The sequence below is a fragment of the Planotetraspora thailandica genome (assembly GCF_016863335.1).
In the GTDB taxonomy this organism is placed as follows: domain Bacteria; phylum Actinomycetota; class Actinomycetes; order Streptosporangiales; family Streptosporangiaceae; genus Planotetraspora; species Planotetraspora thailandica.
In genome coordinates this window covers 1-22189 of the sequence record NZ_BOOR01000070.1, presented here as the reverse complement: position 1 = coordinate 22189, position 22189 = coordinate 1, and the positions used below count along the sequence as shown (strand labels likewise).

25 protein-coding genes are annotated in these 22189 nt (G+C 69.3%); 9 read left to right on the top strand and 16 right to left on the bottom strand.

Translation table 11 applies throughout. From position 1 onward, the window contains the following. Nucleotides 1-18: 18 nt before the first annotated feature. From Pth03_RS35280 to Pth03_RS35260, 5 genes are all read right to left on the bottom strand, one after another. Entirely contained in the window at nt 19-1071 is a 1053-nt protein-coding gene (locus Pth03_RS35280; protein WP_203948822.1) for a quinone-dependent dihydroorotate dehydrogenase, read from the bottom strand. 10 nt (nt 1072-1081) lie between these two features. Then, entirely contained in the window at nt 1082-1456 is a 375-nt protein-coding gene (locus tag Pth03_RS35275; protein WP_203948821.1) for an STAS domain-containing protein, read from the bottom strand. Further along, nucleotides 1428-2156 carry a GAF and ANTAR domain-containing protein gene (locus tag Pth03_RS35270; protein WP_203948820.1) on the bottom strand — a complete coding sequence of 243 codons (729 nt, stop codon included), beginning with the start codon at nt 2154-2156 and terminating at the stop codon, nt 1428-1430. The genes Pth03_RS35275 and Pth03_RS35270 overlap by 29 nt, the downstream gene beginning before the upstream one ends. 65 nt (nt 2157-2221) lie before the next feature. Then, a complete protein-coding gene (locus tag Pth03_RS35265) occupies nt 2222-2542 on the bottom strand; it encodes a GAF domain-containing protein (RefSeq protein WP_203948819.1) in 321 nt (106 codons plus the stop codon). Between the two features lie 236 nt (nt 2543-2778). Continuing rightward, on the bottom strand, nt 2779-3351 hold the full coding sequence (locus Pth03_RS35260) for a COG4315 family predicted lipoprotein (protein WP_203948818.1): 573 nt from the start codon (nt 3349-3351) through the stop codon (nt 2779-2781). Between the two features lie 164 nt (nt 3352-3515). Here Pth03_RS35260 and Pth03_RS35255 point away from each other — a divergent pair, with 164 nt between their 5' ends. The 3 genes from Pth03_RS35255 (at nt 3516) to Pth03_RS35245 (ending at nt 5703) form a co-directional block, all read left to right on the top strand. Beyond that, nucleotides 3516-4382, top strand: a complete 867-nt coding sequence (locus Pth03_RS35255; RefSeq protein WP_308442407.1) for an aldo/keto reductase — start codon at nt 3516-3518, stop codon at nt 4380-4382. 180 nt (nt 4383-4562) lie between these two features. Next, nucleotides 4563-5480: a TIGR03620 family F420-dependent LLM class oxidoreductase gene (locus Pth03_RS35250; protein WP_203948817.1), complete on the top strand. Its 918-nt coding sequence runs from the start codon at nt 4563-4565 to the stop codon at nt 5478-5480. A gap of 4 nt (nt 5481-5484) precedes the next feature. Next, nucleotides 5485-5703, top strand: coding sequence for a hypothetical protein (locus Pth03_RS35245; protein WP_203948816.1), 219 nt, complete (start codon nt 5485-5487; stop codon nt 5701-5703). 34 nt (nt 5704-5737) lie between these two features. Here Pth03_RS35245 and Pth03_RS35240 read toward each other — a convergent pair whose 3' ends face one another. The 7 genes from Pth03_RS35240 to Pth03_RS35210 form a co-directional block, all read right to left on the bottom strand. Continuing rightward, nucleotides 5738-6142 (bottom strand): SRPBCC family protein, encoded by a 405-nt coding sequence (locus Pth03_RS35240; protein WP_203948815.1) that lies wholly within the window; start codon nt 6140-6142, stop codon nt 5738-5740. Between the two features lie 104 nt (nt 6143-6246). Beyond that, nucleotides 6247-6759: a hypothetical protein gene (locus Pth03_RS35235; RefSeq protein WP_203948814.1), complete on the bottom strand. Its 513-nt coding sequence runs from the start codon at nt 6757-6759 to the stop codon at nt 6247-6249. 10 nt (nt 6760-6769) lie between these two features. Next, nucleotides 6770-7411 (bottom strand): response regulator, encoded by a 642-nt coding sequence (locus tag Pth03_RS35230; protein ID WP_203948813.1) that lies wholly within the window; start codon nt 7409-7411, stop codon nt 6770-6772. Beyond that, nucleotides 7402-8646 carry a sensor histidine kinase gene (locus tag Pth03_RS35225; protein ID WP_203948812.1) on the bottom strand — a complete coding sequence of 415 codons (1245 nt, stop codon included), beginning with the start codon at nt 8644-8646 and terminating at the stop codon, nt 7402-7404. The genes Pth03_RS35230 and Pth03_RS35225 overlap by 10 nt, the downstream gene beginning before the upstream one ends. Before the next feature lie 152 nt (nt 8647-8798). Next, the gene (locus tag Pth03_RS35220) at nt 8799-10451 is read right to left on the bottom strand and encodes a phospholipase C (RefSeq protein ID WP_239119612.1); all 1653 of its coding nucleotides are present in this window, start codon (nt 10449-10451) and stop codon (nt 8799-8801) included. 155 nt (nt 10452-10606) lie between these two features. Further along, nucleotides 10607-11827, bottom strand: coding sequence for a Dyp-type peroxidase (locus Pth03_RS35215; protein WP_203948810.1), 1221 nt, complete (start codon nt 11825-11827; stop codon nt 10607-10609). Then, on the bottom strand, nt 11824-12990 hold the full coding sequence (locus tag Pth03_RS35210; protein WP_203948809.1) for an EfeM/EfeO family lipoprotein: 1167 nt from the start codon (nt 12988-12990) through the stop codon (nt 11824-11826). Before Pth03_RS35210 ends, Pth03_RS35215 begins: the two co-directional genes overlap by 4 nt. A 219-nt stretch (nt 12991-13209) precedes the next feature. Here Pth03_RS35210 and Pth03_RS35205 point away from each other — a divergent pair, with 219 nt between their 5' ends. The 4 genes from Pth03_RS35205 (at nt 13210) to Pth03_RS35190 (ending at nt 16496) form a co-directional block, all read left to right on the top strand. Then, on the top strand, nt 13210-13611 hold the full coding sequence (locus tag Pth03_RS35205; RefSeq protein ID WP_203948808.1) for a VOC family protein: 402 nt from the start codon (nt 13210-13212) through the stop codon (nt 13609-13611). A gap of 117 nt (nt 13612-13728) precedes the next feature. Continuing rightward, on the top strand, nt 13729-14784 hold the full coding sequence (locus tag Pth03_RS35200; RefSeq protein ID WP_203948807.1) for an aldo/keto reductase: 1056 nt from the start codon (nt 13729-13731) through the stop codon (nt 14782-14784). Between the two features lie 4 nt (nt 14785-14788). After that, on the top strand, nt 14789-15304 hold the full coding sequence (locus Pth03_RS35195; protein ID WP_203948806.1) for a winged helix-turn-helix transcriptional regulator: 516 nt from the start codon (nt 14789-14791) through the stop codon (nt 15302-15304). Between the two features lie 190 nt (nt 15305-15494). Continuing rightward, the gene (locus tag Pth03_RS35190; RefSeq protein ID WP_203948805.1) at nt 15495-16496 is read left to right on the top strand and encodes a DUF2278 family protein; all 1002 of its coding nucleotides are present in this window, start codon (nt 15495-15497) and stop codon (nt 16494-16496) included. On the opposite strand, the gene Pth03_RS35185 is transcribed toward Pth03_RS35190, so the two are convergent. The 3 genes from Pth03_RS35185 to Pth03_RS35175 form a co-directional block, all read right to left on the bottom strand. Beyond that, nucleotides 16486-16866, bottom strand: coding sequence for a DUF302 domain-containing protein (locus Pth03_RS35185; protein ID WP_203948804.1), 381 nt, complete (start codon nt 16864-16866; stop codon nt 16486-16488). The two genes, Pth03_RS35190 and Pth03_RS35185, sit on opposite strands and share 11 nt — an antisense overlap. Next, nucleotides 16866-17969, bottom strand: coding sequence for a Nickel transporter NicT (gene nicT, locus Pth03_RS35180; protein WP_203948803.1), 1104 nt, complete (start codon nt 17967-17969; stop codon nt 16866-16868). The genes Pth03_RS35185 and nicT overlap by 1 nt, the downstream gene beginning before the upstream one ends. A 235-nt stretch (nt 17970-18204) precedes the next feature. Then, nucleotides 18205-18951 carry an SDR family NAD(P)-dependent oxidoreductase gene (locus Pth03_RS35175; protein WP_203948802.1) on the bottom strand — a complete coding sequence of 249 codons (747 nt, stop codon included), beginning with the start codon at nt 18949-18951 and terminating at the stop codon, nt 18205-18207. A gap of 86 nt (nt 18952-19037) precedes the next feature. On the opposite strand from Pth03_RS35175, the gene Pth03_RS35170 reads away from it, so the two are divergent. Continuing rightward, a complete protein-coding gene (locus tag Pth03_RS35170; RefSeq protein WP_203948801.1) occupies nt 19038-20237 on the top strand; it encodes a cysteine desulfurase-like protein in 1200 nt (399 codons plus the stop codon). Between the two features lie 115 nt (nt 20238-20352). After that, entirely contained in the window at nt 20353-20883 is a 531-nt protein-coding gene (locus Pth03_RS35165; protein WP_203948800.1) for a hemerythrin domain-containing protein, read from the top strand. A 213-nt stretch (nt 20884-21096) separates the two neighbouring features. Here Pth03_RS35165 and Pth03_RS35160 read toward each other — a convergent pair. Next, a partial coding sequence (locus tag Pth03_RS35160) for an HNH endonuclease signature motif containing protein (protein ID WP_203948799.1) occupies nt 21097-22189 on the bottom strand: 1093 nt, incomplete at its 5' end.

Here is a 22189-nt window from a genome sequence, read left to right as displayed (position 1 = left end):
CTAAGGGTATGGCACGACTCAGGCGGATGTCCCGATCACCTCGCGGACGGATTTGCAGCCGTGTCGCCGCAGGCGGCGGGCGAGACCGCGGTGAATCCGCGACGCCCACAACGGACCCTCGTAGATCATGCCGGTGTAGCCCTGCACGAGGGTCGCGCCCGCGAGCAGCCGTTCCCAGACGTCGTCGGCGGTCTCGACGCCCCCGACGGACACGAGCGTGAGCCGGTCGCCGGCCTTCTTGTGGAGCCGGCGCAACACCTCGATCGAACGCTCCTTGAGAGGCCGCCCGGACAGGCCCCCGGTCTCGGTGCTGGAGACGCCGTCCCGGCTGATCGTCGTGTTCGTGGCGATGATCCCCGCGAGGCTGAGCTCGCACGCGAGTTCGGCGACCGCGTCGACGTCCTCGTCGGCCAGGTCAGGCGCGATCTTGACCAGCAGGGGTGTACGGCCGGCCACGTCCTTGACCGCGGCGAGGAGGGGCCGCAGCAGCTCGACGGCCTGGAGGTCACGCAGCCCCGGCGTGTTGGGGGAGCTCACGTTGACCACGAGATAGTCCGCCAGCGGGGCCAGCAGCGTCGCCGAGGCCACATAGTCCTGTACGGCTTCCGCCTCCGGCACCACCTTGGTCTTGCCGATGTTGACGCCGACGACGGCGGGCACGCTCCGGGGCCTGCGCAGCTGCGCGGAGGCCGCGGAGGCTCCCTCGTTGTTGAACCCCATCCGGTTGATGATGGCGCGGTGCTCCACCAGGCGGAAAAGCCGGGGACGGGGGTTGCCGGGCTGGGGCCGGGCGGTGATCGTGCCGACCTCGACATGGCCGAAGCCGAAGGCGGACAGCGACTCGACGCATCGGGCGTCCTTGTCGAATCCGGCCGCCAGCCCGAAGGGCCCGGGGAAGCGCACGCCGAAGGCCTCGACCTGCAAGGCCTCGTCACGCGGCGCGAGCAGACGGTGCAGGACATGTTTGACGACGGGCAGCACCGCGAGCAGGCGGAGCGCCCTGATCGTGAGGTGGTGGACGGTCTCCGCGTCGAAGCGGCTCAGGACCAGCGAGAACACGAGTCGATACATCGCCGCCAGACTATCGCCCACGGCAGTTCAGGCCCGGATTCGCCTCCAGGGTCAGCGGTGTCGTGTCCTCGGGCGTGCCGCGGATCTCGAGCTCGCGGTCGAACTCGAGCAGCCGCAGGAGGCGCAGGACCAGGGAGGACGGGCGCACCACTGTCATCGACCCGCCCTTCCCCCGCGCCCGGCGCCGGGCCCAGAGCAACGCCCTGCAGCCCGAGCAGTCGATGAAGCCGACCCCGGACAGTTCGAGATCGACATGGGCGGGCGAATAGGTCCGCAGGGCCTCGGACACGCTGGTGCGCAGCTCTCCCGACCCTTCCACGTCGAGATCGCCGCGCACCACCATCACGATTCCGTCCTCAGACGGCGTGATCTGTATTTGCAACATCCCGAGGACCCTGCTCGCCCAGCAGTTCGGCGGCCAGGTCGGAGACCTTCCGCCTGCTGTCCCTGGCCTGCTTGCGCAGGCCGGTGAACGCCTGCGACGCCGTCAGGTCGTGCTTGCCCATGAGGTAGCCGATGGCACGCTCGATGACCACGCGGTAGTCCAGCGCGTACTGCAACTGATCGGCCAGCACGGCCTTCTCGTCCGCCTCGATCGAGGCGACCAGGACCTGCTCGATCACATGCGCGTAGGCGTGCAGCGCCTGGACATCGGAATCCTCCCAGTCGTGCGGGGTGTCCTGGTAGACGTTCAACGTGCCCACCGGCGAACCGCCGAGCCGTATGGGGACGCCCGCGACCGCCCTCACCTCCGGGTGCAGCAACTCGGGCAGGGCCGGCCAGCGGGGATCGGCCCGCACGTCGACCGTCGTCACAGCGGTGTCATCGGCGTAGGCGGCGACACAGGGCCCCTGGGCCGTGACCGCCTGCGCGTGTTCCAAACTCCTGCCGCGCTCGTCGGTGGCGAAGAGGTACCGCAACGTGCGGTCCTCCTCGGCGAACATCAGACCGGCCCCGGAATATCCGAAGATCCAATCGACCACCTGCACGATGCGCTCCAGGTGCTGCACGATCCCGGTTGCCTCCGTGTTCTTCTGCAGACGACGCAGGCTGGCGACAAGCGCCTCCGGATCGATATGGGTCATTCCGTATCCTCTCGTGAACCTCACCTCAGCGCCGGCGCGGTCGCAGAGAGACAGCGACTCGGCCATCACATCTGCCCAGACGGGGAGGAATCAGTCCTGCTGTCCGCGAGGACCCGCAGAACGATGACCATGAGCTCTCCGAGACGCGAACCCGTCTCGACCTCGGTGCGGTCCCAGTTCCGCCCCATCCGGGCATAGAAATCGAGGACACCGATGAGTTCCGTGCCCTCGACGAGCGGCACGGACATGACGGCCCGCACCGGCAGAGCGTGTGCCGCGACGTGCGGGAATCCCTGCGGGGTCGCCGCGTGCAGGTCGTTGATCGCGATGAGGTCGGCCATGCCGACAAGAACGTTTTCGAGAACAAGCGGCGCCTGCGCTGCCATGGCGTGCCATCTCCATCAATGAAAACCACGTGGAAACGGCCGCGGACACAGGGCGGCTCATGGACAAGCGTAGTGGCCCGCCGACAGCTCAGGCCAGACGAACCCGACTTCGTTTCATGCGCGACCGCCCCGGAGCGCGGTGCGCTCCGGGGCGGTCATGGTGGCTGCCCACCGTGGTACGGCACGAGCAGTACGGCCTGGCGGCCGATCGGCCCGTGGGTCGTGCGGGCGGCCGGCTAGTGCTTGGCCTTCTTGCCTTCCGGCGTGACGGCGTACCACTCGCCGCCGAAGTCCTTGACGTCCTGTCCCTTGACGTCGCCGGCCTTCTCGTCCTTGGCGTAGTAGTACAGGGGGTGCTTGTTGTAGGTCACCTGCGTCATGCCGTCTTCGCGCTTGATCGTTCCGAGCATTTCGGCCTTGGCCCCGGCGCCGGCGACGGGCTTGCCGAGCGTGAGGACCGGAGGCCATGCCGTCGCGCAGGCGCCCGTGCACAGGGACTGACCCGACTTGTCGTCCTTGCTGAAGAGGTAGAGGGTGCGGCCCTCCAGGCCCACCAGGACCTTGCCGAGCGAGGTGTCCGCCGCGTCGATCGTCGCCGGTCCCGTCGGCGCCATCATGATGGGCGAGGTCGGGGACGGGGAGTAGCCCGGCGACATCATGCCGGACGCGCCCTCCGTCGGCGTCGCCGGAGAGGTCGGCGAGGCGTTGTACTCGTCCGCGGCGACGGGGCTGGCGGAGTTGTCAGTGCTTCCGCATCCGCTCGCCAGCAGACCGGCCATGATCGCGCCGGCACACAGCAGTTTCTTCATCTTTCGGTCTCCAGGGAAGTAGGCGGCACCGCGTCCAAGAAGACACGCGGCGACGATAGAGAGTCGTCCCGACACGGACCGTCGCGACGGAGTTTTGCGCGGTCTTGGCACACGCCTGGCCCAATCACCGTCCTGAACGGGAACCGTGCGGAACACGTGAACGCATGAAGCGCCACGGAACCGGCAATAGAGGCACCATGCGGATGGCCAGGTTTCCCTCAGGCGAACAGGTCCCTGTTCTGGGCCAAGGCACCTGGCACATGGGCGAGAGCCGTACGTCGCGGGACGAGGAGATCGCGGCGCTGCGCGCGGGCTTCGACCTGGGCATGACGCTGGTCGACACCGCCGAGATGTACGCCCACGGCGAGGCCGAGCGGGTGACCGGGGAGGCCGTCGCGGGGCGCCGGAACGAGGTCTTCGTGGTCGGCAAGGTGTTGCCGCACCACGCCACGGCCAAGGGCACCGTGGCCGCCTGCGAGGACAGCCTGCGCCGGCTCGGGACCGGCTGGATCGACCTCTACCTGCTCCACTGGCGGGGCCGCGTCCCGCTGGAGGAGACCGTCGCGGCCTTCGAGAGGCTCGTCCAGTCGGGGCTGATCCGAGCATGGGGCGTGAGCAACTTCGACGTGAACGACATGAGCGACCTGGTGTCCCTGACCGGCGGCCAGGCCGTACAGACCGACCAGGTGCTCTACAACCTCGCCCGCCGCGGACCGGAGTTCGACCTCGCGCCCTGGTGCCACGACCACGGCATCCCGATCATGGCGTATTCGCCGATCGAGCAGGGTCGCCTGCTGGGGCAGCCGGCGCTGCTGGACGTGGCGCGCCGGCACGAGGCGACCCCGGCGCAGGTGGCGCTCGCATGGACGATCAGGGAGGACGGAGTGATCGCCATCCCCAAGGCCGGCAGCCCCTCCCACGTGCGGGAGAACCACGCCGCCCTCGGCATCCGGCTGACCGAGGAGGACCTGCTGGCGTTGGACGCGGCGTTCCCTCCCCCTGCGGCCCGGCGGCCGCTGGAGATGCTCTGAGATCCGACACGCGGCTCGATGGGGCACCCCTCCCCGCGCCAGTGGCGGCGACGGTGCGATGCTGGAGTGCCCGGTGTTGATGGGATGACCGGCTGAGTCCCACCATCGACAAGGGGACCTCGCACGACGCGGGGCCATGCCGGGCGCACGGGCGAACACCCAGGTAGAGGAGCACTTCGCATGCGTACGGCACCGCGACCGCCGGAACCGTCAATAGTCAAGCAGCGCCTGGGCAGGGCGGGCGCGTGGCTGGGCTCGCTGTCTCCTGCGCCCGCGGACGAGGCGCGGGCGGCCGCGGTCGAGATCGAGCGCCTCGGCTACACCACGTTGTGGTTCGGAGAGACCCCGACCAGCCGGGAGTCTCTGGCCCACGCCGCCCTCCTGCTGTCGGCCACGCAGCGGCTTCAGGTCGCCACCGGCATCGCCAACATCTACGCGCGCGACGCGGTGGCGGCGGCCAACGGGGCCAGGACGCTGGCGGAGGCGTGGGGTGGCCGATTCACGCTCGGTCTCGGGGTCAGCCACGCGCCCCTCGTGACCACCCGGGGCCACGACTACAGCAAGCCCGTCGCCACCATGCGGGCCTACCTGGACGCCATGGACGCCACCTCGTTCGCCGCGCCCATCGCCGAGGAGCCACCGCGGCTGCTCGCTGCGCTGCGCCGCAAAATGCTGGAACTGGCGGCCACCCAGGCCCAGGGGGCGCACCCGTACTTCACCACGCCAGAGCACACCGCCATGGCGCGCGAGGTGCTCGGCCCCGACCCCGTGCTCGCCCCCGAGCAGGCCGTCGTGGTGAACACCGACCCGGCGCAGGCCAGGGCGATCGCGAGGAGGTACGCCTCCCTGTATCTGGGCCTGCCCAACTACGTCAACAACCTGCGCGAACTCGGGTTCTCCGACCGCGACTTCGAAGGCGGCGGCAGCGACGCCCTCATCGACGCGATCATCCCCTGGGGCGATCCTGAGACCATCGGCGCGCACGTCCGGGCACACCACGAGGCGGGGGCCGACCACGTCTGCGTGCAGCCGCTCGCGGGCACTCTCGCCGAGCAGCTGGAGCACCTGCGGCTGCTGGCGCCCGTCCTCGTCGGCTGACCCGGTGAGTACGGCCAAGCAGGGGCCGGCGCCGTGCCTCGATCAAAGTGCGCGCCTGGACGCGCACGTCGATCAGGACGGGGCGCCGACCCTCATCCCGCCTGATCCGACGAGTCTGGAGGCCTGGATCCGCCAGGTGTTACGGCTGGCCGGTCCGAGGGTCTCGTCCTTCATGCCGCCGCCCGAACCCGCCGGCGAGGAGGACGGGCCGCCGGCCTCCTGACCGGCGCCGTCTCCCCGCTGTGGCGGGCGGATTCTCAGCCGGCCCGGCCCACCCGGCCGCGGACCTGCTCCTCCAGCCGGGAAAGGCTCTCATCGAGGGACTTCTCCACGAGGCTCGCGGGAGGCACGTGGCCGAAGAACGACAGGTGCACCGTCGCCTCGCTGCCCTCCTCGCCGATGCCGGCGACCTGGAGCCATCCGGCGTACCTGTTGTCGTCGCGGGTGCCCCACTCGATTCTGAGCTGGTCCCGGTTTCTGCGAAGCAGGGCGCGGGCGTCCTGCCCGGTGCGGTCCTCGTGCACGGTCACGGCCGGCAGGCGGTCGGCCTGGACGTGCAGGTCGCGTGGAATCCAGGCGTCGAGCCGCTCCAGGTCGGACGCCGCGTCGAAAACCACCTCGGCAGAGGCGGGCATCCGTCTCGATTGCTCGAACTCGCTCATGGGCTCCCCTCCTTAAGCTGGATCCCTAATCCGCCTTTACCCCCATAAGCCGGGCAGCCACGCCCTCAGCGAATCCATACTTGCCCTAAACGCACGGCTGGTGATCAGCCTGTTCCGGGCCTGACGCACGTCACCTCGCCCGCCGCGGACGGGCGGCAGGTCACCGGCCCGGAGTGGGTCGCCATCAGCACCTCGACGTCCGGCGGCACGGTCAGGAAGTATTCGGCCTGGCAGCCGCCGCTCGCGCCCGGAACACTCGGCCCGCAGGTCATCGTGGCCTGGAGCGTGCCGCCGTCCTTCCAGCTCTCGTCGAAACGCCGGCCCCTCCCGTCCCAGACGAGCGTGCGGCGCACCGTCAGCCGCCCCGGCTCGCCGGTGGACACACGCACGCCGATGCCCGCCGAGACGTCCACGACGATCCGGGGTGTCGTGATCGCGTAGGTGACCGTGGTGGTCTCCGTCGTCGCGCCGATGATCGACGACCCGTAGGACCGGGAAGATCTCCAGTCGCCCGGCACAGGGATCTCCGCCAGCGCCGCGATCGCCATGACGGCCACCAGGACGGCGGTGAACACGCCGCCCACGGCGATCCAGACAGCCCTGACCCTGCTTCGCATCGGCATCCCTTCAGACCTTCAGAAAGCGGAGGACGGCCAGGACGCGACGGTGGTCCTTGTCGGCGCTGGGCAGGTCGAGCTTGGTGAAGATGTTGTTGATGTGCTTGCCGACGGCGCTCTCGGTCACGACCAGGGCCTCGGCGATCCCCGCGTTGGACCGGCCCTCGGCGATCAGGGCGAGCACCTGGTGCTCCCTCGGGGTCAGGCGCTCCAGCGGATCGCTATTGCGACGCAGCAGAAGCTGGGCGACCACCTCGGGATCGAGGGCCGTGCCTCCGGCCGCCACCCGGCGCAGCGCCTCCAGGAACTCGGTGACGTCGGCCACGCGGTCCTTCAGCAGGTAGCCGATGCCGCTGGTCGCCGTGGACAGCAGCTGGCTCGCGTACCGCTCCTCGACCCACTGGGAGAGCACCACGATCGCCAGCTCCGGCCGCTGGCGGCGCAACACGAGCGCCGCGCGCAGGCCCTCGTCGGTGTGCGACGGCGGCATGCGGACGTCGGTGACGACCAGGTTGGGCTCGTGCTCGTCGGCCGCGCGCAGCAGCCCCTCCGCGTCGCCGACCGCCGCCGCGACCTCCATCCCGCCCGCCGCGAGCAGCCGGACCAGCCCTTCGCGGAGCAGTACGGAATCCTCCGCCAGGACTACGCGCACGGGAGCTCCGCCTCGATCGTCGTCGGGCCGCCGGGAGGGCTGTCGATGCGGAGGGTCCCGTCGACCGAGCCGACCCGCTGAACCAGGCCGCGCAGCCCCGTGCCGCCGGCCGCGCCGGGAGCCGCTCCCCCGCGCCCGTCGTCCCTGACGATGATGCGGAGCCTGTCGCCCTCACGCCCGACCGTGAGCTCGGCGCCGGTCGCCTCCGCGTGCTTGGCGACGTTGGTCAGGGCCTCCGAAACCACGAAGAACGCGACCGCCTCCACCGTGGGCGTGGCCCGCTCGGTCACGTCGACGCTGAGCCGTACGGGGAAGGGGGCCCGGGTGGCCAGTCCGGACAGGGCGGCGTCGAGGCCCTGCTCGCTGAGCACGGCGGGGTGGATGCCGCGGACCACGTCGCGCAACTCCTTGAGGATGAGCTTGGACTCCTCGTGCGCCTGGGCGATCACCTCCCTGGCCGATTCGGGGACGTCGGTGAGGGCCGCACGTGCCATGCCCAGGTTCATCGCGAGTCCCAGCAGGCGCTGCTGGGTTCCGTCGTGGAGGTCGCGCTCGATGCGGCGGCGCTCGGCGTCGGCGGCCTCCACGACTTCGGCGCGGCTCTCCTGGAGCGTCTCGACCCGCTGGACGAGCTGCTCGTTGACGCTCGGCCCGAGCAGCGCCTCGGCCACCATGACGTCGAGGGTGGTCACCCCCTGCACCACCCAGGGCACGACCACGAAGAGGCCGAAGGCGAGCAGCACCAGCAAAAGCCCGGGCCACCCGCTGGCCCCCTCCGCCCAGGTCCGTACGGCCAGCACGCCGGCGACCAGGCAGGCGGCCCAGGCGACGACGACCGCGAAGAACCCCGCGACGCCGATCACGGGCGCGATGACGTGGTAGGCGACCTGCCGCCAGACCGCCTTCGAGCGGGCGTCCCGTACGAGGCGTTTGAGGGGGTTTCTCTCGGCCGGGCGAAGAACCGGGGGGATCTCGACGCCGAGGTAGGCGGCGAATCGTCTGCGCTGCAGGCCGGTGAAGACCTGCGCGAACATGAAGAGCAGTGGCAGCCCGGCCAGCGGGGCCACCACGGTCCAGGAGAAGGTCACGGAGACGACCGCCAGCCCGCCGATGACGAAGCCGCCGGCCAGGGTGATCGGCAGCCCGGTGGCCACATGGATGGTGCGGAGCCACGTCGGCGCGGACCAGTGCACACGGACCCTGTCCCAGGGGGTGCTCAGCTCGGTGACCGTCATGCCGACCACCGTATTGACCGGCCGCGCGTGGCGGAATGACGCGTCCATCCGGAAACGAGGTGGGGTAAACCCCACCATGTCGGCTGCCGAATGCAGGAGGGCCCGCGCCGGGACGGCGCGGGCCCTCTTTACAAGCGGGCTTCTTTAGAAGATCACTTGGTGTGGGAGGCCGAGACGACCGCACCCGTGGTCGGGTTGAGGATGACGGTCTCCGCCTGCGGCTTGTGGAAGTCGAACATGCCCTTGAGCGAACCCGCGCGCGAGTCGTAGGACTGGTCGCCGATCCGGCCCAGGTTCCAGTTGTCCTCGATGAAGCGCAGAACCGAGGTCTGGTCGGTCAGGGTGTGGTCGACGTGGTTGACCTTGCTGTAGGGCGAGATCACCAGCAGCGGGGTGCGGGGGCCGTAGCCGCAGCGGTCGTCGTAACCGCCGGCGATCTTGGCCTTGCCGCAGAGCGCGGAGCTGTCCTGGGTCGCGTCGGCGGAGCCGTTCACGATCGGGGCAGCCTTGTGGTCGTACCAACCGTCGGAGTCGTCGTAGGCGATGACGATCGCCGTCGACGCCCAGTCCTTCGACTTCTGGATCTTGTTGATCGTGTTGACCAGGAAGGTCTGCTCGTCCAGCGGGTCGGAGTTACCCGGGTGACCGTCCTGGTAGGCGCCGGCCTTGAGGAAGCTGACAGCCGGCAGGTTGCCCGCAGCCAGGGCGGCGTCGAAGTCGGTCAGGTCGTAGTTGTGGTTCGCCTGGTCGGTGTGCCCGATGGCCGCGGTCGAGGACGGCGGAAGGTGCTTCGGGTTCGAGGTCGACGCGTAGTACTGGAACGGCGAGTGGTGCGGGCTGTAGTCGACGACCGCGTTGCCGCCGACGTTCTGGTGCGTCGCACCGCAGATCGAGTACGTCCCGGAGGTGTCGGTCGGCCGGAAGCCGCCCTGGAACCAGCCCCACGTGACGTGGTTCCGGTTGAGCAGGTCACCGACGTTGGGGCCGGTCGCCTGCGCGAGGTTGTTCTTCGAGGTGTGGTTGTTGTCCGAGCAGTCGTCGAACGCGGGGTCGGGGTCGTTGATGACCGTGCCGATGCCCAGGGCGTCCGGGGAGGACACGACGCTCGCGTCGCTGACGACCGTGTGCGTCACCGGGTCGACCGGGTAGACGCCGTGCGTCTGGCCCGAGATGAGGTTGAGCGCACCCGGGGTCGACGGACCGAAGTTGGTGTTGTAGGAGTTGTCGCTCATCGCGTAGTGCTGAGCGTAGTTCCACATACCGGTGACGGTGTTGCCGTCGTAGTAGTCCATGACCAGGCCCGGAGCCTGGTACGTGTTGGCGCCGCCACACGTGCTGTGCTCGGTGTGCTGGACGAACTGGTCCATCTTGCCGCCGTTGTAGGCGAGCTGCTCGTGACCGTAGCTGTGGTCCTGGCTGCAGGTGAGGGCCTGTGCCGGGGTCAGCCGCTTCGGCTGGTACAGGTTCGGGTTCTTGGTGAGCAGCTTGGTGGTCAGCCCGTCGACCGACGGAGTGCCCTTCGCGGCCTTGAACGGGGTGCCGTCCGCGTTCGTGGCGTTCGGGTACGTACCGAAGTAGTGGTCGAACGACACGTTCTCGTCGAACAGGACGACCACGTGCTTGATCGGGGTCGCCGTCTTGGCGTCGTTCGTGTAGACGATCCCCTTGGCCGTGGTGGGCTGGGGAGCCTGGTGGAAGGGCGCCGCCGAGCCGGGCGACATGGTCGTGATGGCCAGAACTCCGGCCGCCACCACGCTGGTACCGACCGCGGACCAGCGAAGTGCCTTCTTCTTGTCTGGGCGCATGCCCACGATGCCTCCTCTGACGATGCCGGGCCAGTTTCGGCCCGGAACGCGCACCCGTGGCAAGAGGCCACACGGTGCCCAGGAGATCTCATCGATGTCGAGGGACACGAAACCCGCGAAAAGGTGACATCGACATAAACAGCGTTTAAAAACCGTCAAACCTGTATAAAATCTGCATAAGTCCTGGATGAATCCTGTACGCCAGGCAGTGTGAAGAAGTATCCCCCGCCGAACGGTGAAATGTAGTCGACGAGGGGTTCATCTATCAGTCGCTTCTGCGTCGCCTCGAACTGGCGCGCGATGTTCTGCTGGTAGCAGGTGAAGATCAGGCCGACGTCGAGGTTGCCGACCTCGTCCATGCCCCTGTCGTAGTTGAAGCCCCGCCGCAGGATGCGGCTGGCGTCGGTCTGCGGCGTCCGGGGATTGGCCACCCGGATGTGGCTGGTGAGCGGGATGACCCTGCCCTCGGGGTCGAGATGGAACTTCGGCGCGTCCTGCTCACGCATGCCGTCGAGCGGTGCTCCGGTGTCCTTGGACCGGCCGAACATCTGCTCCTGCTCACTGAGGCCGACCCGATCCCAGAACTCCACCAGCATCCGGATCAGCCGCACGACCAGATAGCTGCCGCCTGCCGTCCAGGCCGGGTCGGGCGCCTTGCCGGACGCCCAGACGAGCCGGTCCATTTCGGCGGCGTTCGTGACATCGGGGTTGGAGATGCCGTCCTTGAAGCCCAGGAAGTTGCGCTGCGTGCCGGTCGGGCGAGGCGGATTGGTGAACCCGTTCATCCGCCAGCGGACCTGCATGCCGCCCCGGGTGTGGCGGGCGATGTCACGCAGCGCGTGCAGCAGGATGTCGTCGTCGTCGGCCGACAGTTGCAGGCTGAGGTCGCCGTGGCACCACGCGGGGTCGAGGTCGTCGTTGGGGAACGTCGGCATCGCGGTCAGCCCGGACGGCTTGCGCGAGGCCAGGCCGTACCGGTCGTCGAAGAGGGATGCGCCCACGCCGACCGTGACCATCAGCCCGCCGGACGGAACGCTCGGCCCCAGGATGCCGGAGTCGGACGGCGGCGTGGTGACGCCGTTCTGCGGGGGCGTCCCGCCCGCGGTGAGGACGCGCGCCCGGTCGGTCAAGGTGTGCAGCAGATCGACGAGGCCGTTCTTGTCGTCCGCGACGACGTCGAAGGAGCTCATGATCGTACGACGCCGCGGGGTCTCCAGGATTCCCGCCTGATGGCGGCCGTGGAAGGGCGGGGCGGGCGGCGTGGCCGTGTCCTGCGGCGCCGCCGACGCGGCGCCCGCCATCCCGCCCACGGTCGCGCCGGCGATGCCTGCGGCGAGGGCACCGCGAAGGAAGGACCTGCGGTCGTAGCCGCTCATTGGCTCCCCCTGGGGAAAAGGGTGGTGGCGATGGGGGCGAGGCGCTCGAGCAGGTCGCCCACCGCGCCGTCGATGGATTCGCGGTCTGTGCCGCTGAGGTCCTGGAGGGGCGTCCACGTGCCCCCGTGGTTCTGTGCGTCGAGCAGCGACTGCACGCGGTCGAGCTGCACGTCGGTCTGGGGAAGCGCGGCGTAGCGGGGCTTCAAAAGCGCCCGCAGCACGTCGAGGGTGTGACGCGTGCCCTCCAGGTTGGCCTCGGCCGTGGCCAGGCTGGTGCCGCTGCCCTCGTCGGACTTCCCGGTGAGCTCGAACTGGAGGGTGTTCTCCAAGATCTCGTGGGCGCGCAGGGGCAGATCCTCCGGCGGCAGGTCCTCGTTGGGGAAGTCGGCCTTCAGCGCCTTGACGTCCTTGAGGAGGCGGTCGGCGGCCGAGCGCACCGATTTGGCGGACTCGCCGTGCCAGAGGCCGTATTCGACCCGGTGGAAGCCGGTGAAGTCGGGGTCGTGCACACCCCCCGGCAGCCCTGCCGGTCGCCCGTCGATCGCGCCGTCGAAGTCGCCGAAGGTGCCGTAGGCGGCGCCCAGCCTCTCGTAGGCGAGGTGCGCGGGCAGCCACGACTTCTTCGCGGCCTTGAGGTCGCCCCTGTCCACGTCGGCCGCCAGAGTCGCGGTCTTCGCGACCAGCGTCTTCAGGCCCCCGGCGACGTATTTCTGGTACTCGCGGGCAGGGCCGTACAGGTCGTTGTAGTTGACCGGCACCAGCGCGGGACCGCCGGGGGACGAACCGGTGATGTGGACGGACGGTCCGACGATGGGGTCGTTGTCCTCGACCGCGCACTTGATGGCGTAGGTGCCCGAGCCGAGCGTGATCGGCAGGGAGCGGGTCACGCCGGGCGCCAGGCCCTCCATCTCGCCGTAGACCGCGCCGCGCGGCACATCGACGACGTAGGCCTCGGCTGACACGGTGTCGGTGTTGGTGAACCGCAGGTCCTGCGGCCCCGCGTGCGGATCGGTCCAGCCCTGACCACAGTGACTGGTGGAGATTTGGATGCCTTCGCCGGAGTCCTGCCCCGGGGAAGCGGGCTTGACCACCGCGGCGCTCGAGCATCCGGCCACCAGGAGGAGCGATGCCGGAAGCATCACGCCCAGCCGCCTGACGTGCACTGATCGTCCCCTTATCAAATTGCGCAAAAAGGGCAAAGTCAGCTTAGGGTCACCTAAGGCGATAGATGGCCTTATATCGCCTTAGGTGCCGTTTTGTTCACGGAGTCATCATCTGGCGTTCCCCCAGCTCCACGGTTGGGCCGCCGGGAAACGCCTCCCTCGGCGGCGATCGCGTGCGAGGGTGAATCTCACGATCCCCGAGGCAGAAGCGGGTCACCGATGGACTGGAAGCTCGAAGTCATCCCCGTCCCCGTGTCCGACGTGGACAAGGCTAAGGCGTTCTACGGCGAGCAGTGCGGCTTCGTGGTCGACCACGACACCCGGGTGAGCGACGACGTCCGCATCGTCCAGCTGACGCCGCCTGGCTCGGCGTGCTCGATCGTCATCGGCGCCGAGGTCGGCACCCCTCCCGGGTGCGTCCAGGGCCTGCAACTGGTCGTGCCCGACATCGAAGCGGCCCGCGGCGAGCTGGCCGGGCGCGGCGTGGAGGTCAGCCGCGTCCAGCACTACGGCTCCGGCGGCGTGCTGGCCGACGGGCCCGGGGATCGCTGGAACGTGTTCGCCTTCTTCAGCGACCCCGACGGCAACGGCTGGGTGCTCCAGGAACGTCCTTCCGACTGACCCGTCACCGCGCGACCACGTAGGTCGGTTCGCCCATCACCCGCGGACCCCGGGGAATGAAGGTTCCGCATCATGGGTTACTTTCATCATGAAAGTTACTTCGGGTGGGAGGACCAGATGAGGTACACCACGTTCGGCCGGAGAATCGGGCTCCGCGTCTCGGAGTACGGCCTGGGGACCGGCAACTTCGGCACCAAATGGGGCACCGGGGCGGAGCAGGACGAGGCCAAGGCGATGTTCGACCGGTTCGCCGAGGCCGGGGGCACGTTGCTCGACACCGCGGACGGCTACCAGATGGGGGAATCGGAGCGGATGCTCGGCGAGTTCCTCAAGAGCGACAGGGAGCACTTCGTCGTCGCGTCGAAGTACACCTCCGGCGCGGGCGCGGCGGGCGGCGTCTCGCTCACCGGCAACAACCGCAAGAACATGTTCCGGTCGGTCGAGCAGAGCCTGCGGCGGCTCGGCACCGACTACCTCGACCTCTACTGGGTGCACTTCCCCGACGCGGTCACCCCGATCGAGGAGATCCTGCGCGGCCTGGACGACCTGGTCGCCGAGGGCAAGATTCTGCACGCGGGTCTGTCGAACTTCCCGGCGTGGCGGGTGTCGCACGCGGCGGCCATCGCCGAACTGCGTGGATGGGCGCCCGTCGCCGGAATCCAGATCGAGTACAGCCTGGTGCAGCGCACCCCCGAGCGGGAGCTCCTGCCGATGGCCGATGCGCTCGGGCTCGGCGTCGCCCAGTGGTCTCCGCTCGGTGGCGGCCTGCTGACCGGTAAGTACCGCACGAGCGCCGAAGGCCGGCTGACCGACTGGCAGCGGCTCATCCACGCCGAGGACACCGCCCAGAAGACCGCCGTCATCGACGAGGTGCTGGCGATCGCCGGCGAGACGGGCGCGACGCCCGCCCAGGTGTCGGTGGCGTGGATGCTGGAGCGTGGCCGCCGTTCAACGACCGCCTATGTGCCCGTCATCGGCCCGCGTTCCGTGAAGCAGCTCGACGACTACCTCGGCGCGCTCGACGTGCGGCTGTCGGACGAGCAGTTCACCCGGCTCGACACGGTCAGCGCGGTGCCGCTCGGAGTTCCGTACGAGACCGACGAGAGCATGCTCGACGTGGTGCTCGGCGGCGACCGCGCCCGCTTCGACCTGCCGGCCGTACCGGTAGCGTGATCGGATGCAGCGCACCAGCTTCTCGGGGGCCGACTGCCCGATGGCCGCAAGCCTGGACCAGGTGGGCGACTGGTGGAGCATGCTCATCCTGCGGGACGCGTTCGACGGCTTCAGCCGCTTCGACCAGTTCGAGCGCAGCCTGGGCATCGTCCCGAACATGTTGACGCGCCGGCTCAAGGCCCTCGTGGCGGTGGGCGTGCTGGAGCGCCGGCCGTACCAGGAACGGCCCGTGCGGTACGAGTACGTGCTCACCCCGCGCGGTGAGCAGTTCCTGCCGGTGCTGCTGGCCCTGAATTCCTGGGGCAACGCCGCGAAGGATCCCGGGGAGCGCACGGTCGTGGTGGTCGACGCGGAGACCGGGCGCGAGATCGACCCGGTCTTGGTCGACCGTACGACCGGCGAGCCGATCGACCCGTCCCGCGTCCGGTTCGCCGCAGGTCCGGGGGCCGGGGAGAGGATGCGACACCGGTTCGCGGGGGTGGCGGAACGCCTCAAGGCGCTCGGCGGACGCAAGCGCTAGGGCGTTCACCAGGCGATCTGGGGCCGCGCGGCGGTCGCCTCCACGGCATCAGCCCGCGTGACGGCTAGTGTGCGCAATCGGGAGTTCCAGTGTCGCCGATGTTGTCGGCCATACCGATTTTCACCTGATATTGCGCGACTTATCGGGGTGGGTGATGCTCGGAGGGCCCGACGCAGATATGGGGGGAACCATGCCGTTGCGGTCATATGGGGTGCTGGCGGGACGGGTTGTCGACCGGCGTCGCGAGGGCTCGACCGACACCCCTCACTACCAGATCCACCTGGTCGACTCGGGCGGCACCGCCTACCGCGCCGCGGTCAACGTCCGGTCACAGCAGGAGCCTTCCGAACTCCTGTACGTCGCCGACGAGGACTTCCGGCACCCGCTGACCGAGACGCTGCCCGAGGCTGGGAGCGGCTGGACGGCGCTGCCCTCCCACCCGGGCGGAGCGAGCCTCGACTTCATCCGCGGCAACCTGTTCGACCCGGCGCTCATGCGGGCGCTCCCACCCGACCTGGACGGCCAGGACAACGATCTCGCCGACAAGCTCGACCACTACGTCGAGCGCGCCATCGCCGACCCTGCCGCCTCGGTGTACGTCTTCGGGGAGCGGTGGGGGCCGGAGAAGAAGACCCGCGACAAGGTCTTCGGCTTCCTGCCGGGCAACGGCGTGCACGACGTGCACATGAACCAGGGCAACAGCAAGAGCTTCCGTGCGGACGACGGCGTCTGGCAGGACGGCGGGCTGCTCGTCCACCTGCCGGGCGAGCAGCGGTGGGTCGCGGTGTTCCTGGCCTTCCAGTCGCAGGCCTGGCACACCGACGATGCCACCGGGCACACCATCGACGCCGCGCCGCCGCGTTCCCAGCCGGGCGTCGAGGCGTTGCGCATCGTCGCCGCCCTGGTCAACCCCGAGGGCCCGGCCCCCGAACGGGAGACCGTCACCCTCCTCAACGCCTCGCCCCATTCCGTCGACCTCACCGGGTGGCGGCTGGCCGGCCAGGGCTCGCGCACGCTGACCCTGTCAGGGCCGGTCGAGCCGGGAGCCGCCGTCCGTCTCCCGGTCGACGGTCTCCAGCTCGGAAACGGCGGCGGGTCCATCACCCTGCTCGACCCCGACGGCCTCAAGGTCCACGGCGTCTCCTACACCAAGGATCAGGCCCGCCGTGAGGGCTGGACCATCACGTTCTGACGGCCGCGGCCACGATGTCGTCGATCACCTGGAGCGGGGCCACGGTCTGATCCTGGATGCCGAAATCGGCGGCGAACAGGTCAGGCCTGCGGTACTGGACCAGGGTCTGCCCCTCGTGCTCGCGGATCAGGACGTGCAGGGGCAGGAGGTAGGCCGCCTCAGGCGCTTCCAGCATGACGAGGGTGCCGCCACGCGGATTGCCGAAGGTCAGCACCACTGTGGGCGGCATCTGAAGTCCCGCGTCGGCGGCGTTGCGGGCGTGGTCGACCCGGGAATAGACCGTCGCGCCACGCTGCTCGATCTCGCGCTCCACCCGTGCGACCGTTTCGGCATGGCCGTACGGACTCGGTCGTGTCTCCAGGTCGAACATCACATGTCCTTTCCGTCCGTCGAAGCCGTGGCCAGGTCGGCCGGCCAGCGGTGCTCCACTCTGCCGATCTTCCAGTAAGCCACCGCGAGGGCCCACACCAGGAGAAACACGCCGACGATGAGGAAGCCGACGTTGTTCAGGTCGAGGCCCGAGATCCACGTGCTGAGGCCGTCGTGCCAGCGCAGCTGGTCGTGCAACACCCCGACCAGCTCGATCGTGCCGATCAGCAGGGCCACCGCGACCGACAGGCCGGTGATCGTGAGGTTGTAGTAGATCTTCCGTACGGGATGGGCGAACGCCCAGCGGTAGGCGACGTTCATGAACGCGCCGTCGAGGGTGTCGAACAGGCTCATCCCGGCGGCGAACAGCAGCGGGAGGACGAGCACGGCGTACCACGGGAGCCCGGATGAGGCGCCGCTGCCCGCCAGGATGAGCAGCGTCACCTCGGTGGCCGTGTCGAACCCGATGCCGAACAGCAGGCCGACCAGGAGCATCTGCCACGGCCGGCTGATCGTGCGCATCAGCGGGAGCAGCAGCCGGGTGACGACACCGCGCTTGGCCAGCGCCTCGTCGAGCCGGCGCGGGTCGAATCTGCCGGCACGGGCGCCGCGGTACACGCGGGCGATGCCCACCAGGGCCACCAGGTTGAGGATGCCGATGAGGTAGAGGAACAGGCCGGACGCGCTGGTGCTGACGACCCCGAGGTCCTGCCGGGCGGGCGACCCGTCGTGGGTGAGCCCGGCGACGAACTTGGCTCCCGCCGCGACGCCCGCCGCGAGGAGGACCACGATGCCCGAGTGGCCGAGGGCGAACCAGAACCCCACGGAGACCGGCTGCCTGCCGTCGGCGATCAGCTTGCGGGTGGTGTTGTCGATCGCGGCGATGTGGTCGGCGTCGAAGGCGTGCCGCACGCCGAGCGTGTACGCGGTGACGCCGAGCCCGAGGCCGAAGATCTCGGTGCCGATCCGCAGGTGCTTCGGCACGACCAGGAGGGCCAGGACACCCCACGCGACGACGTTCATCAGCACGATCGCGACGAGCAGGGCCACGATCTCTCTTCTGCCTCGTTGCCGGGCATGAGGGATGGCTGATTGAGAAGGCATGCCGTATGTCCCTTTCTGGAGGAGCCGGCCGTGGTCGACGCGGGAGATCTGCTCCTCTCTCAGAGAGGTGTCCGGTATTCGAGGCAGTCGCGAGTCGCGCACTGCATGATCACGAATGGAATCGCGGCTGGTCAGGGCAGATGGCCGCGAACTTCTGCATGATCACGAATGGGATCGTGGCAGGTGGACGCGCGTGATCACGAACTTCTGCATGATCACGCGCAAGGGGGGGTGGTCAGGAGCGGAGGTAGGACGCTCCGTTGAGGTCGATGATCGTGCCGCTGGCCCATTCGGCCTCGGGCGAGGCCAGATAGAGCACGGCCGCCGCGATCTCCTCCGGCATGGCGATCCGCCCGAACGGGCTCTGGGCCCGGATCGCGTCGCCGCGCGGCGCCTTCAGGTGCTCGTTGGTCATGTCGGTCTCCACGAAGCCCGGCGCAACCGTTCCTACAGTGATGCCGCGCGGAGCGAGCGCGATGGCGAGCGACTGTCCCAGGGCGTTCATGCCGGCCTTGCTGGCGCCGTAGGCAGGGCTGTCCGGTTCGCCGCGGAAAGCACCGCGGGACGAGACGTTCACGATCCTTCCGCCCCGGCCCATGTGCCGCACGGCGCACCACGTGGCGTTGGCCGCGCCGAGCAGGTTGACGCCGAGGGTCTGGTGCCAGGCGGCCTGCCACTCCTCGTACGACACGTCCATGATGGGGTGGGCCAGAAAGATGCCGGCGTTGTTGACCAGCACGTCGATGCCGCCTAGGGCCTCGGCCGCCGCGTCGACCATCAGGCGCACCTCATCGGGATCGGCGAGGTCGGCCTGGACCACGGCGTGGCCGTCGCCCGGCAATTCGGCGCGCAGCGCCTCGGCCAGCTCAGGCGAAGATCGATGGTGGATGACGACCCGGTCGCCCTCGGCCGCGAACGCCGTCGCGATCGCCCGTCCGATGCCCCGCGAGGCCCCAGTGATCAATACCGCTCGTCCGCTCACCGGCGGAGACTAACAGGTCCGAATCGCCCCATCTGCCCGGGGCCCGCCCTTCCCTCCACCCGCGCGACCGGCGAAACTCGGGAGACATGAGCCTCGACATCGCGCGAATCCGCGCTCTGTACCCTGCCCTTTCTGACGGATATGCCTGGTTGGACGCGGCCGCGGGCACCCAGGTGCCCCAGCCCGTGATCGATGCCATCTCCGCCGCATACACCGAGGGCATCGGCAACACCCACGGAGCGTTCCCGGCCAGCGCGCGGTCCGACGCCATCGTCTCCCAGGCCAGGCAGGCCGTCGCCGACCTCGTGGGCGGCGACCCCGACGGCGTCGTCCTCGGGCCCAACATGACCACCCTGACCTACCGGTTCGCCACCGCCCTCGCCAAAGACTGGGGGCCCGGCGACGAGATCGTGGTGTCGCGGCTCGACCACGACGCGAACGTGCGGCCCTGGGTGCAGGCCGCCACCCGGGGCGGAGCCCAGATCAAGTGGGCGGACGTCGACGTGCCGAGCGGCGAACTTCCCGCCGCGCAATACGACGAACTCCTCACCGACCGCACGAAGCTCGTCGCCGTCACCGCGGCGAGCAACATCCTGGGCACCATGCCCGACGTCCCCCGCGTCACCGAGCGGGCCCACGCCGTGGGCGCCCTCACCTACGTCGACGGCGTGCACGCCACCCCCCACACCTCGATCGACGTCGCGGCCCTCGGCGCCGACTTCTACGCCACCAGCGCGTACAAGTGGTCGGGTCCCCACATCGGGGCCGTCATCTCCCGGCCCGACCTGCTCGTACGGCTCTCGCCCGACAAGCTGGCCTCCTCTTCCGACGACGTGCCCGACCGGTTCGAGACCGGCACCTCCCCCTTCGCCGATCTGGCCGGTGTGACGGCGGCGGTCGACCACCTCGCCGGCCTGAACCCACGCGCGACCGGAACCCGGCGGGAGCGTCTGCTCTCCTCGATGGCGGCCGTCGAAGCGCATGAGCAGGCCGAGTTCGCCCACCTGCTGAAGGGCCTGTCGTCCTTGCCCCGTGTCAGCCTGATCGGCTCCCCCACCCGCCGTACGGCCACCGCCTTCTTCAACGTCGCCGGGCACACGCCGCGGGAGGTGGCCGAACACCTTGCGGCCCGCAAGATCAACGTGTGGGACGGGCACTGCTACGCCTGGGAGCTCACGCAGGCCCTCGGCATCCGTGACTCTGGCTCGGCCGTACGTGCGGGGCTCGTGCACTACAACGACCGGTCGGACGTCGACCGCCTGCTCAACGCCCTCGAAGACCTGTAGGCAACCACCGTCCGGCTTGACGGGCGTCTCCGGATCATGATGAATTCTCATTCAACGTCGCAGTGCACCCGGCCAGGAGACCGCGGGCATGGAGGCGCCAGAACATGGGATCACCATGGATACGCCAGTCGAGCCGGACGGCCGCCTGAGGGCGTTCGGCAATCAACTGATCGAAGTGCACATGTGGCTCCGCGAGGAGCTCGACCGGCTCCGCGCGAACGTCGACTCCCACCTTGACGGTGGAGAGCGGACGCGGAACCTGCGGGCACATTGCCTGACCTTCTGTTCGGCCCTGGACCGGCATCACAACGGCGAGGACGGCGTGGCCTTCCCCACGCTGGCGGAGCAGTTCCCGCAACTGCGCCCGGTGCTGGAGGAACTGGAACGCGACCACCGGCTGGTGGCCGAGATGCTTCGCCGCCTGGAAGACCTGGCCGACCGCTTCGGAACCGGAGACCGCGCCGCCACCAAGGACACGCGGAACGAGCTGGAAGGTCTCGCCGCCCTGCTGGAATCGCATTTCACCTATGAGGAGAAACGCGTCGTCGCCGCGCTCAACTCGCTGATCGTGCCTGAGTGGGACGGCTCCCGCCCCGACTTCCTGCTGACCACGCCGCCATCGAGCGAAGCACATCCGAGTCAGTAGGTCACTGGGCACGTCACGAGGTCGCGCGGTGGGGCATCACGGCTCGCCTGGGCTCGCGTGCGCGATCATGCCACGACGACAGGTGACCTGATCGGTCGTGCCATCGAGGATGTGCGTGCTGGCGCTCCGCCGCTCCCGCCCATGCCTGCAACCCGCCGGTGCTGAGTGCGGTGGCCTTTGTCAAGGAGTCTTCTTTCGGAAGACGCGTGGTTGTCAGGGTGGGTCTCCGCTGCGGGGCGGTCCTGTGGTGGTCGTTCCGGTGGTGGGTGTTCGGCGGCGTCGGGTTCGGTAGCGGGGGCCGGTGTAGGTGTAGGCCCAGCGGTCTTTGCCTTCCCGGCGGCGTAGGTAGCGTTCGGGGTGCCGGTAGCGGTCGCGGTTGTGGTGCTGGCAGGCGGGGCCGAGGAGTTTGAGGTTGGTGAGCCCGCCTTCTACCCAGTTGTCGGCGTGGTCGATCTGACACAAGGTGGCCGGGAGCGGGCAGCCGTCGATCCAGCAGGTGCCGTACCGGGCGAAGACGGCTTTGCGCTGGGCGCCGGTGGCCAACCGTACGGCACGGCCCATGTCGAGGACTTGGCCGTCGGCGTCCATGACCAGACGCATCAACGTGGAGGTCCGGGCCAGCCGCGCTATGTCGGTCGGGGACAGGAGTTGGCCGGTGGCCAGCAACAATCCCGGCACCTTCCACCGCAACAACCGATCTCGCGCCTGTTCTCCCGTGCCCGTCCTCCCGTGGGTCCGTGATGCGGAGGTGGCCTGCGCGGATCGCTCCCGGGTGCGGCGTGCGCTGTTGTCGCCGCCGTTCGCGCTGGGCTTCCCGGTAGCACGCAGGCTGAACCGGCGGTTGTCGTCACCGTCCATGCCGCCGGCGTGTGTCGCGGCGATGTCCGCCTCATCAGCCTGGCCAGCCTCTCCGGTTTGAGCAGCCTCGTTCGTCTTGTCGGCCTGTGCGTCGACGTCCTCGGTGGCGTCGCCCGCGTGCTCGGCAAAGGGACGGTCAATGAGGTCGTCCGCGCAGTCGGCATCGTCCGGGTCGACAGCGTCGTCTGGGCCGCCGTCGATGTCGCCGCCGTCGTGGTCGGCAGCGTCGTCGGCCACGTCGTTGGCCGTGCCGTCGTCGGTGGTGGGGTGGTCGGTGGTGGGGTGGTCGGTGGGGAGCGATTCGGCGTTGACCAGGACGACCAGCTCGGTGGTGATCTTGTTGGCCAGCAGTTCCGCGAACGCGTCCGCATTGCGCTGCCGCCGTGGCCGGTCGTCGTTCTCACTCCGGGGTTTGGCGTAGGCGTCCAGCAAGGCCTTCAACCGCGCT